This window comes from Aeromonas sp. AE23HZ002T15 (genome assembly GCF_054165525.2).
Genome location: NZ_CM201342.1, coordinates 442,884 through 456,252, shown reverse-complemented (window position 1 = coordinate 456,252; position 13,369 = coordinate 442,884). Strand labels below are relative to the sequence as shown.

General features: G+C 61.6%; 2 protein-coding genes. One reads left to right on the top strand and one right to left on the bottom strand.

The window, feature by feature from the left end; all coding sequences use genetic code 11:
• Positions 1-45 precede the first annotated feature (45 nt).
• Complete coding sequence (gene nrfA / locus ACT5M9_RS01930) at positions 46-1,488, bottom strand: ammonia-forming nitrite reductase cytochrome c552 subunit (protein ID WP_457978345.1); 1,443 nt, start codon at positions 1,486-1,488, stop codon at positions 46-48.
• Positions 1,489-2,209: 721 nt separating this feature from the next.
• On the opposite strand from nrfA, the gene ACT5M9_RS01925 reads away from it, so the two are divergent.
• On the top strand, positions 2,210-13,261 hold the full coding sequence (locus tag ACT5M9_RS01925; RefSeq protein ID WP_457978347.1) for a retention module-containing protein: 11,052 nt from the start codon (positions 2,210-2,212) through the stop codon (positions 13,259-13,261).
• Positions 13,262-13,369 lie beyond the last annotated feature (108 nt).

The following is a 13,369-nucleotide window of genomic DNA, read 5'->3' as shown; positions in this document are numbered from 1 at the left end:
AAGCCTCCATCCGTGGCGGGCACGCGCGGTGCCCGCCCGCATCCATCACTGCACCAGTCGCCCGGCCGCCTTGGCCTCGGCTTCCCAGGCGGGGACTGTGGTCTTGAGGAACTGGGCCTTGTCGGCGTTCAGCTGCTTCATGTCCATGCCAAGGGCGGCCTGGGCCTTCTCCTTGCTGGAGATGTCGGGGATGGCGATCTCGTGGCTGATGCCCTTGGCGGCCAGCAGGCGAGCGAGCTTGGTGCGCGCATCGGCGGCCTTGTCCAGGGCGCTGCCCAGCATCTTCAGGGCCACTTCCGGGGCATGGGCCTGCACCCCGTGGGAGGCGATGGCGAAGTCCCAGCGCCACTGGGCGTGACGGATGTCTTGCTGGATATCCTTCATCTCGGCCTCGGTGGCGCCGGCATCCCAGGCCGCCTTGGCCTCGAAGTGGGCGTGTACCAGCTGTTTCTCGACCTTGAGTTTGGTCTCGACCACGGCCTCCTTACGCTGATGGACGATATCTTGCAGCATCTCCTTGCTCTGGGTGTGGCAGTTGCGGCAAGTCTGCTCGAAGCGATCGAACGGGTTGCCGACCTTGTGATCCGTGTAGACCTTGCCCTGCTCGTTCTGCACCTTGGGCATGTGGCAGTCGACGCAGGCGACGTTGTTCTGGCCGTGAATGCCGGCGCGCCAGGTCTCGTATTCCGGGTGCTGTGCCTTGAGCATGGGGGTCTTGGAGAGGGCATGCACCCAGTCGGCGAAGCCAATCTCGTCGTAATAGGCCTCCATCTGCTCGACCCCTGTGCCCTTGTCCCAGGGGAATTTCACCGCCTTGGTGGGGCCGTTGAAGTAGTACTCAACGTGGCACTGGCCGCATACCTGGGACTGCTGATCGAAGCGGCCCTGCTCCTTGAACGGCTTGCCGATGGTTGTCATGGCGCGGTCCGCATAGGGGCGGGAGAGGTGCAGGGCGGGCTTGCCCTCCTTGAACTCTTTCGACGCGGTGTCATGACAATCGGCGCAACCTATGGTGTTGACGATCTCCGGCCCGCCCTTGGCCCACATCCCTTTGAAGTAGCCATCCTCGCCCTGCTCATCGATGACGCGGGCGACGTCCGGGCCCTTGCAGCTCCAGCACGCCATGGGCAGGGGGCCGTCTTCGGCGCTCTTGGGGGCGCCGGTGCGCAGGGTCTCCCGCACGTCGGTCAGGGCGTAGAAGTGACCGCGCGGCTTGTTGTAATCCTTGGAGAAGGGGTAGCCGGCCCAGAGCACCACCATCTGGGGATCCTCGGCCAGAGCGTCGGTGCGCTCCGCGCTCTCGCTGGTCGATGTCCAGCTGTCGAACTGATCGACGTGATCCTTGGCGAACAGCTCGTTGCGCGCCTCAATCTTGCCCTTGGGGGCGGCGTCTTCAGCCTGTGCCCAGCCGCCGGTGCCGAGCAGGGCGGTCAGTAGCAAGGCCCCAAGGCCCTGCCTCAATACGTTGTTATGTGAACCCACGGTCATCACTCCCAGATAAAAACGTCCTTGCCGGGCCCGACCGGTCCATCTTGTTGCGTGGACATCACTACCCGAATGGGTATGGCAGGCCGTTTAATTGTTATTGATGCATAAGAGATGGTTTTTATGCGTTTGTTGCCTTGGGATAATACCAAATGGGTAAAATGGATAATGATTTATCCCCGGCCCCCTTGCGCTAGATCAATTGGCGGGGAGGGCAAAGCGAAGAAATGAGATCCAGATTGGATTCCTTAGGGATGGCGGAGGCTTATGGTCAAGGGGCGGCATGATGGTCTGCCTGTGAGACAGAGGGATAAGCGAGAAGGGCATCGCCTGATCCGGGGAGGTTTGGGCGGTATTAGCCCTGTGTCGACTGAATGAACAATGAGTATATATGCACTAAATGACTTTTGGGAAAGCGGGTGCGGCGAAATGCTTAAATAAGTGGCCGATTATTTAATAGGCTGTCCATCTGACACAAACTGTCGTAACAATGACATCAATAGTGTTGCCCATCGTACAGAAAGTCACCTTACGAGTCTTGTTTCCGTATGAGAAGCGGATTGGTAACGGTTCCATTGCATTAAATAGGACTCATGACGCCATTTCCTTTCGATATTTTCGAAAATGTCGAAGGGATCTCCATCCTGGACGGGGGTAAAATAGGCGCCTATTCACCACGGACCTGTATTCTTAGGAGTCCGTGCCCATGAGTTGGAGATGAAGTATGGCTGAGCTGCGAATCGAAAAACCGACCCTTATCAATCACCTGGAAGGGAGGGTCTTCGTGATGGATGGCGACGGCAACCTGCGCCCTGCCGCAGTGGGCATGCAGCTCCAGCCCGGTGAGCGGCTGCTGGCCGAGGCCGATGGCCGTTTCGAGTTGGCCGATCCCGTCGATGGGCGCGATCCCGACCAACTCGAGTTGGCCATGACACAGCCGGCTCCCCAGTCCGTGGATCCTGAACTGGCCAAACTGCAGGAAGCCATCCGAGAGGGCGCCGACCCGACCGCCGTGTTTGAAGAAACCGCCGCCGGTAATGACGGCGCAGGCACCGCAGGGGGCGTGGTTGGCTCCAGCGCCGGTGGCTTCGTAGTGGTGGATCTCAACAACGACTTCACCGTGGTGGAGGCGGGGTTTGATACCGACCACCAGGCTCGTCCCCAGGGCAACGAAGAGCCCTACGTCGAAGATCAGGATCAGCAGGCCTATATCACCATCACCGAGCCCCAGACCGACGATAACATCATCAACGCCGATGAGGCGGCCGGGGTCATCATTCGTGGCACAGTGCAGGATGTGGAAGTCGGCCAGACGGTGACCGTGACCTTGATCGATCAGGATGGTAACCGCCTCACCACCACCACTGTCGTGTTGCCAGGCTTCGTCTGGGAGGCCAATTTCGGCGATGTGACCGGCAAGCTGGTGGACGGCCCCCTGACCATACAGGCGGACACCCAGGATGCGGCCGGCAACAAGGCCAGCGATCTGGGACAGACTCTGCTCGATACCATCACCACCATCACCCTCGATCTGGCGGACGAAAGCGACACCGGCGCCAGCCAGGTGGACGATCTGACCAAAGACACCACGCCATTGCTGCAGGGCAAGGGTGAGCCCGGCGCTACCGTCACCCTGAGCCTGGGTGGCACTGTGCTGGCGGTGCTTGTCGTGGACGGCAACGGCAACTGGCAATACCAGATCCCGAGCGACATGGCGGACGGTGCCTATGATTTTCGGGTCGATTCGGTGGACATCGCCGGTAACCGTGCCAGCGATACCCTGACCGTCACCGTGGATACCAAGGCCGGCATCGATATCGACGATCTCGATACCAATGACATCCTGGGCCATGACAATGTCACCCTGAGCGGCACCACCACCCAAGTAGAAGCCGGTCAGAGCGTCACCATCACCCTCATCGGCCAGAATGGCCAGGTTCTCTACAGCGGCACCGCCCTGGTGGGCAGCGACGGTCGCTGGCAACTCAACGGTCTGGATCTTTCCACTATCTCGGGCCCCTACGAGGTGCGCGCTGAGGTGACGGATCTTGCGGGCAACCGGGTGATCGACGGTGCCCCCCTCATCGGTCAGAGCGATGTGCTGACCCTGTCCGAGGCGGATCTGGCCAAGGGCCCGGTCAGTGCCACCGGTTCCCTGCATACCGGCGCCGGCATGGATGGCAACCTGCAGGTGAGTTTCGGCGCCGATCAGAGTGCCCTCGAGCAGCTCGGTCTCAGCAGCCATGGCACGGCGCTGAGTTATCAGATCAGCGGCCAGACCCTCACTGCGACGGCTGGCGGCAACACCATCTTCACCCTGACGCTTTCCAACGACGGCAGTTACCGCATCGTCTGGAATCAGAGCTTGGATCATGGCCAGGACAACCTGAACCTGCCGTTCTCCCTGGAGTATCGCGACAGCGACGGGGATCTGGTGCACGCCAATCTCAACGTCAACCTGGTGGACAGCACGCCGCCGGACTTCATCCTCTCACCCATCACCCTCACCGAGGATGCCTTTACCGACGCCGGGATCGTGGTGGGCCAGAGCCACTTCGTGGTGGGGCACCAGGCCGATCCCCTGCTGGCAGATTCCGTCGTCTTCGCGGATCAGGCCAATACCCTGGCCCGCCTCAACGGCAGCGGCCTTAGCAGCGATGGCCATGCGCTGACCTTCGAGTTCAGCGGCGATCGTCTGCTGATCGGTTATTACACCGATGATCAGGGCAATCGCGTCGAGGTGATCAAGGCCGAACTGAATGCGAGCCAATCTGGCAGCGACATCGACGGCAATGTCACCGTCTCCCTCAATGGGCCCCTGGATCATCAGGGCAGCGATGACCTTTCCCTCGGACTCACCGTCTCGGCCAAGGAGATAGATGGCGATGAGACTCGCGCCGATCTGGTGGTCTCCATCAACGACGGTGTGGATCCCAACCTCGGTATCGATGCTGGCATCAGCCTGCAGGAAGGGGGCGCCAGCCAGAGCCTGGATGGCCAGCTGCCGGTCAATGTGGGCAGCGATCGCCTGGTGTCCCTCAACTTCGAGGCGAGCCAACCCGGCCTCGATGGCTTGACCAGTGGCGGCAAACCGACGACTTATCAGGTCAATGGCAATCTGATCACCCTGTCTGATAGCACTGGCAAGGTGATTTTGACCGTCACCCTGGACTTGGACGGCAAATACCACCTGCAACTGGACGGCGTGCTGGATCAGCCGCTCACCAGCAACAGTGTCAACTTGGGGCTGCAGGTACAGGGCACAGATTATGACGGGGATCAGAGCAATCTCGGCACCCTCAATATCGCCATCACCGACGGCGCCCTGCCGAGCGTGGATGCGGTCACCCTTTCACTCACTGAAGACAGTGACTGGAGCGCAGGTCAGAGCCTCTCTGGGGATCTCAACATCACCGCAGGCACGGATCCGCTGGTCAACATCAGCTTCGATGCCAGCCAGCCCGGCCTGCAGGGGCTCACCAGCGGCGGGCAGCAGGTCGTTATCAGCGTCAGCGGTAACAGCATCAGCGGCAGCGTCAACGGCCAGAACGTCTTCACCCTGACCCTGGATCAGCAGGGCCACTATGTCTTCACCCTCAACCAGCCGCTGGATCAGGGCAGTGCGGACAGCCTGCTCAAGGCGGGCTTCACGCTCACTGATTCCGATGGGGACAAAGTCTCCTCCACCCTGAGTGTCGCCATCGGCGATGGGGCCAACCCGGTGATCAGCGCCGTGACCGGCACCGAGATGACCGAAGCCAACCAGGGCGATGCCGCCGTGGTGGGCAATATGAGTTTCACCGTGAGCCACGGCTCAGATGCCCTCGAGCAGAGCAGTCTCAGGTTCGATATTGCAGCCATCCAGCAGAGCCTGAACGGCAAATACAGCAGTCACGGCAGCCCGGTGACCTTCACCCTGGATGCCAACGGCGATCTGGTGGGCATGGCCGACGGTCGTGAGGTGTTGCGCGCCGAGCTGGAATTGGTCGACAACAACGGCAACTGGAGCGTCACCAGCAAGGTGACCTTGAGCGGCGAGCTGGATCATCAGGGCAACGAGTCTCTGGATCTGCCGCTGACCGTGACCCTGACCGACAAGGACGGGGACAGCGTCTCCACCGACCTGCCGCTGGTCATCAAGGACGGCAACGCACCTGGCTTCGTGGCGGGCAGCGGGGTAAGCCTGGATGAGGGGGATCTCAACGGCGGCAACCCCCTGACCGGCACCGGTCATTTCGAGGTCAACGCCGGCTCGGATCGAGTGAGCGAAGTCTCGTTTGCCGACATAAGTCAGCAGCCCAAACTGACTGCCCTAGGCCAGACAGTCCTCTATGAACTGGTCGATGGGGATCCCAGCATCCCGGGCAACCAGATCCTCAAGGGCTACGTGATGGTCGACGGCCAGCGCGTCGAGGTGCTGGAAGTCGAGATCAGCGGCAACCTGAATAACGCCGCCAGCAACGGTTTCGACTACAAGGTGACCCTGTATGAAGGGGTGCATCAGGAGAACGGCAGCACCAGCACAGATCTGCCGTTCCAAATCAATATTGTCGACAGCGACAAGGGCGCCGGCAACAACGACAGCACCACAGGCACCCTCAACGTCAGCATCGGCGAGGGGAACAATCCGACCATCTCCCTGACCGGCGTGACCTTGAGCGAAGGACGCTTCGATGGCGCCGGCAGCACCCAGACCGCCGATGATCAGCAGGCTACCGGCAAACTGACTATCAAGGCGGATTCCGATCCCGTGGTGGACGTGCGGCTGACCCTCGCAGGTCAGGTAGTCGATGCCAGCGGCAACCCCATCACCCATAACGGCGAGATGCTCACCTGGAAAGAGGTGCCGGGCAGCAATGGCCACAGCTTCCAGGCCGTGACCGCGAGCGGCACCCTGGTGCTGACGGTTACCCTGCCGAGCGTGCCGGGCCGCATAGAGGCGCACACAGAGGCGACTCTGGATTATCAGGTGACGGTACACACCAACCTGGATCACGGGGCGAGCGACGATCTCAACCTGACCCTGCCGGTACAGGTGACCGACAGCGACGGCTCTGTGATCAACGGCAATACCAACGTAGTGATCAAGGATGCGGCCGATCCGCTGATCTCGAACATAGAGTCCGTGCGGGTCGAAGAGGCAGATCTGGATGCGAGCAGCACCCAGCACCCCGGCACCACCCCGACCGAAAGCGGGGAGGCGGCCGGTGGCAAGGTAACCATCAGCGCTGGTTCGGACCGGGTCGCTTCCCTCGAACTCGATGTGGCGGCCTTCAACCAGGCGAACCATCTCACCTCAGGTGGCAAGGAGGTGACCCTGGCCGCCCACAGCAATCCGGGTTGGTATCTGGCAAGCACGGCGGATGGCAAGCCTGTGTTCTGGATCCACCTCGACGTCAACGGCAGCTACAGCTTCCATTTGGTAGGCCAGCTCGATCACGGTGCTCAGGGCAAGGATGAGCTCGGCATCGAGATACCCCTGTACGTGACAGACCACGACGGGGATCGCAGCCCCAACGTGACGGTCGAAGTGACTGTGCAGGATGACATGCCGATTGGCACCAGCCTGGCTCATACCCTGAACGAGACCGGCAGCAGCGTAAACGGCGATCTGCTGCCCCCCGCCAACGAGGGGGCCGATGGCGCCAAGGTCGTCTCGGTCACCGTCAACGGTCAGGTTCATGCCTTCAGCGGCAGCCTGACCCTGGACGTGATGAGCCCGGATGGCAAACAGGTGATGGGCTCCCTGACCATAGGTGAGGACGGCAACTACAGCTTTACCCCGAGACCCGGCTTCGATCACGCTGACGCCAGCCTCAGCCAGGTCATCACAGCCCAGATTGTGGACGGTGATGGCGATACCGCCGAGAGCACCCTGACCCTCAATATGGAAGACGAGGCAGTGCGCTTCACCGTGAACGCCGCGACCGGGCAGGAGGATCAGGGGGCGCAAGATCCGAGCCAGGGCATTCCCATCAACATGCAGCTCGACATCGGTGACTTCGACCGGGGCGAGCATGTGGATCAACTGCTGATCCAGGCGCCCGCCAATGCTCATGGCACCTTCTACTACAACGGGGTGGCGCTCACCACCACGGCCGATGGCAAGTGGTTCATCGTGCCGCCGGCGGCCATGGTCACCAGCGACAACGTTCACTACAGCACCTCGGGTCTTACCTTCGTACCGGCGGATGACTGGTCGAGCTGGAGCAACAACAAGCAGCCACTGCACTTCCAGGTGCAGGTCGACGTCGGGGTGACCGAGGGGACGCCACCGCCGCCGGTGACCGGGGATCTCGCTATCACGGTGCAAGGCATCGCCGACAAGCCGGAATGGGATTCCAGCACCGCCAAGCACTACAGCATCAATGAGGATGGCAGCGGCGTTGCCCTCAATGTGCAGGCAAACCTCACGGATACTGATGGTTCCGAGACCCTGAGCTACCAGATCAAGTGGGAGTCCGGCCAGGGCAGCCTGACCCTGAACGGCAAGGAGCTCAAGCCGGATGCCAACGGCGTCTATACCGTCTCCGCCGGCGACATCAACAAGATTACCGTGGTGCCTGGCAAGGACTACAGCGGCGACATCAAGCTCTCCATCACCCCGATCAGTACCGAGAAGACACCCGTGGTGAGCGGCCAGGACAAGGCGCTGGGCGACAGCATAGAGCTGGTGATCAACGTCAACCCGCAGGCGGATGACGCCAAGCTGACCGTGCGCGAGATCCAGGGCAAGGAAGACACTCTACTCGACCTGGGCAGCAAGATAGTGCTCGCCCATCTGGGGGACACTGCGGACGGCTCGGAGCAGATGTTTGTGCGCATCAGCGGCCTGCCCGCCGGCGCCACCCTGCTGCTTGGCGGGGTCGCGGTTGTCATTGATGCGAACGGCTATTACGAGGTGCCCTATGATCGCATCGGCGAACTGCAGATGCAGCCGCCCAAGAACAGCAACGTGGACTTCGATCTCACCATCAAGGGGGTGGTGAAGGACACGGCCACCCTGACCGATGCCAATGGCCAGACCCATACAGTGGTCAACGAGAAGGAGACCGGCTCCCAGAGCCTGCACGTGGACATGGTCGGGGTGGTGGATGAGCCGCACTTCAACCTGGACAGCACTGGCTGGACGCCGGAAGGCAACGGCTACACCATCACCATCGCGGAAGATGGCCGAGCGCCGCTGGATTTCAGGCTGGAGTCGGGGGAGAAGGTCGACACCCCGCTCGATAACTCCGAAACCCTCAACCTGGTGCTGGAAGGCTTGCCGGAAGGGGCCAAGGTATTCGATGGCAATGGCAACGAGCTGACCCTGACCTTCGCCGGTCTGGATGCCAACGGCAAGCCCATTTATCAGGTCAATGTGTCGGATCTCGGCAACCTGCAGATCCAGCCGCCGCCCAACAGCACGGCCGATATTCATCTCATCGGCCACGTGGTGGTGACCGAGAACGACGGGGATCACAAGAGCTTCGACGTGCCGCTCACCATCAAGGTGGAGCCCGAGATCGACGCCGGCAACTATGACAAGACCAGCCAAGGCTTTGAGGATGAGCCTGTGGTGCTCGATTGGAAGCCTGATCTGAGCGACAGCGCCGAGCAGGTGACCCACCTCAGTCTCTCCGGCATCGAGCCCGGCTACGAGATCTGGGTCAAGGATGCCAACGGTACTCACCAGCTCACCCTGGGGAGCGATGGCAGCGTCACCTTGAGCGATGCGGATCTGCAGAGCCTGCTCAATGGTGGCCAACTGCTGGTGCGGGCACCGGAAGACAGCGACAAGGACACCACTATCCAGAGTCATGTGACTGTGACTCAAGTCGATGTGGATTCCAGCGCCACGGCCCAGAAGGTGATCGACGGCAATCTGCACGTGGATATCCAGGCCGTTGTGGAACCCGATGGCAACCTGATACAGACAGGCGGAGCGTTGGAGAGTCCGGACGGGCACGATATCCCGCTTCAGGATGTCTTCGTGTTCGAGGACCTGGATCCCAGCAGTGTCGAGACCATCGACTACCTGGTCATCAGCGATCTGCCGCCGGGCTTCGTGGTGATCGGGGGGATCAACGATGGTTACGGCAACTGGACAGTGCCCAACAATGCGCTGGGCAGCTATGCCCTGCGCTCTCCCGACGGCTTCACCGGTACTGTGACCTTCAAGGTGAGTGCCTTGGTGCACGATCTCAGCGACGACGGGGATGTGAGTGCCAGCGTGCGCAAGGAGCTCAATGCCAGCGCCGACTTCCATGCCGCGACCCACTCGGGTCAGATTGCGGCGGATGTTACCTTCGACAATGTCCAGCCCATCACTGGGGTGGAAGATCACAGGGTCGACTTCGGTAGCCAGCTGAAGAACATGGTGACCCTGGGCACGGCGGATATCGGCGACGACGAGCTCAGTATCGTCCTCACCGGCCTGCCCCCGGGCGTCAGCGTGCAGGGGCTCACCTTCGACTTCGTCAACGGCGAGTACCTGATCAAGCTGCCAAACGGCCTAAGCGATCTCGACAACCTGACCCTGACCCTGCCGGAAGACTATGCCGGTGACAGCCTGAGCCTGCATGTGCGACTGGTGAACACGGATACCGTGAGCGGCGACACCAAGACGGCGGATCAGGACATCACCCTCTCCATCACTCCGGAGGTCGACGTCAACGGCGGTGCCGACGGCATGCCTGAGCTGCAGTTGAACGTGAAGGACATGAACGGTGACGGCCAACCGGACAACCTGGAAGACACCGAAATCCACCTCGATCTCTCGGTCAAGCTGGCGGATATCAGCACTTCTGTGGCCAATGGCGGCCTGGAGACGGTGGAGCGGGTAACCGTGACCGTCGATGCCAAGTACGGCCATTTCCTCGATGCCAACGGCAACCCCGTCCAGTCCCTGGTGGTGGATGCCAATGGTCTCAAGGATCTGGTGTTTATTCCCAAGGAGCATTACAGCGGTCAGGTACCGCTCGATGTGACCTTGGATATCCTGGATACCGCCACCACGGGCACGGATACCGGCAGCTGGAGCGGCCAGGCGGGCTTCGAGGTCAAGCCGGTCAACGATCCGGCCAAGATCATAGTGCACGATGTGCAGGGTGATGAGGATGGCAGCGTCAACCTGGGGGGCTTCGGGGCCGAGCTTGTCGACACCGACGGCTCCGAGCAGATAGTGGGGCTGCAGATCACCGGGGTGCCGGATGGTTTCACCCTCTCTGCCCCTGCGGTCAACAACGGCAACGGCGTCTGGCAGATCCCCGTGGGGACCGATTTCTCCACCCTGACCCTGATCCCGCCGGCGGATTTCAGCGGCAGCGTGGATCTCACCCTGACCGCTTACACCCTGGACAATGGCCTCAGCGTCCCACTGGGCAGCAGCGGCAACTTCACCGTCACCGTCAACCCGATAGGGGATGTGATCATCGCCGACATCGAGACCAAGGCGAGTGGCACCGAGGGGGATGTGATCACCCTGAACCTGGGTCTGGAGACCCGGGATACCCAGGCCACCGGCGGCAGTGCCGGCAACGTACATGAGAACAAACCTGAGCAGGTGCACGTCACCATCGAGGGGGTCCCCGACGGGGCAAAAATCCAGCTGCCAAGCGGTGTCACTGGCACAGTAGTGGATCTTGGCAACGGTCGCTGGCAGGTCACCACGGATGGCACCAAGCTGGGAGCCATCGAACTGGTGACCAACGACGCCAACGGCGCCCTGGATCTTAAAGTGACGGCCCAGAGCGTCGACAATGGCGCCCTCGGCCCCGAGGTCAACGGCACCATTCACGTGGATATCAGCCCGGTCAACGATGCGCCCATCAACGTCTTGCCAACGGATCCCCAGGTGGCGCAGGAAGATCAGCCCTTCGTCATCAAGGGCCTGCAGGTACAGGACGTGGATGCGGGCAGCGGCGACATGAAGGTGACCCTGTCGGTCGAACACGGCACCCTCAACATTCCGGCAGGCAGCGGGGTGACAGTGGTGGGTAACGGCACCGGCTCCCTGGTGCTGAGCGGATCGCTGGATGCCATCAACGCGCTGCTGAACGGCGGTCTGACCTATCAGGGCAACCCGGATTACCACGGCAGTGACAACCTGACCATGGTCACCAATGACAATGGCAACACCGGCAGTGGCGGAGCGCTCAGTGACACAGACGTGCTGCCCATCGAGGTGCAACCGGTCAACGATGCCCCCGTCAACGTCTTGCCAAGTGATCCCCAGGTGGCGCAGGAGGATCAACCCTTCGTCATTCACGGCTTGCAGGTGAGCGATGTGGATGCGGGCAGCAGCCCCCTCACAGTGACTCTGTCCGTCCTGCACGGCACCCTGAACCTGGTGGCAGGCAATGGCGTGACTGTCACCGGTAACGGCACCGGCTCCCTGGTGCTGAGTGGCTCGCAGGATGCCATCAATGCGCTGCTAAACGGCGGCGTCACCTATCAGGGCGAGCAGGACTTCAATGGCCAGGATGCCCTGACCATGGTGACCAACGACAACGGCAGTACCGGCAACGGGGGCGCCCAGAGCGATACCGACGTGCTGCCCATCGAGGTGGAAGCGGTCAACGATGCCCCGATCAACCAGGCGCCTGACACAATGCAGGTGAAGGAAGACGGCGCACTGTCGCTCTCCGGCATCAGCGTCAAGGACGTGGACGCCGGCAGTGCCCCCATGTCCATGGTGCTGAGGGTGGAGCACGGCGTGCTGACCCTGCTCGGGGCGGCGGGCGCCGTCAATGTGCAGGGGGCGGGGACCAATGAAATCACCCTGGTGGGATCCCTCGCGGATCTCAACGCGCTGATCAATGGTCAGTTGCACTACGAGCCGGCCAAGGACTTCTGGGGCCAGGACAACCTGACCATCACCACCTCGGATCAGGGCAACACCGGCACTGGTGGCGCGTTGACCGACACCTCCACCGTCGGCATTACTGTCACGGCCGAGGCCGATGATCCCCAGCTCAGCCTCGGGGCTCACGACATCCATGCCCTGCAAGGGGCCTGGGTGCCGTTGAACCTGAGCGCCAGCGTGGTCAACCCGGCGCCGGGGGAACTGTCGGTGCGGATCCAGAATCTGGGCGGTGCCCAGGTGGTGGACGAGCACGGCCAGAGCGTGGGCCATGCCGATGGCAGCGACTGGCTGCTGCCCATGGATCAGTCGGTGCCGCTCTATCTGAGCGGGCTGACGACGGGGGATCACACCCTCACCCTGAGCGCCGAGTCGAGTGCGGGGGGCATCACAGTCGGCTCTACCCCGGAGACCCTCAACATCCACAGTCAGAGTGGTAACACCCTGACCGGCACGGACAGTGCGGACTGGCTGTTTGGCTCAAGCGGTGATGACAGGATCCTGGGCGGGCTGGGGGATGACGTGCTGCGCGGTGGTCAGGGTAACGACACCCTGACCGGCGGCGCGGGCAGCGATCTCTTCGTGTGGGGCAGCGGTGATGAAGGCACCACCGGGCAACCGGCTCTGGATACCATCACCGACTTCAATCCGACCCAGGGGGACAAGCTCGATCTGGCGGACCTGCTCAAGGGAGTGACCGACAACAGCGTGGATGGCCTGCTCAATCACCTGTCTGCCTCTGTCACCACCGGCAGCGGTGGCCTGAGCGACGTGAACCTGTCGGTCTCCCCGGCGGGGGATGGTCAGGTGACCCAGCAGATCACCCTGAAGGACGTGGATTTGAGCGGCTGGAACTTAAGCGGCTCCTCCTCCCACGACATACTCCAGTCCATGCTGGATCAGCACAGCCTGATCATCGAACACCCCTGATGGACGGGAGATAAACGAAAAGAGCCGGCAATTGCCGGCTCTTTGTTTTTCTGCGCGATTGTTTTTAGGTTATGTCGTTATTTTTGTCTATGTTGGATGGTTTACGCA

Coding starts and splice junctions, on each gene's coding strand:
- nrfA (WP_457978345.1), bottom strand. CDS start 1,488: ATGACCGTGGGTTCACATAACAACGTATTGAGGCAGGGCCTTGGGGCC.
- ACT5M9_RS01925 (WP_457978347.1), top strand. CDS start 2,210: ATGGCTGAGCTGCGAATCGAAAAACCGACCCTTATCAATCACCTGGAA.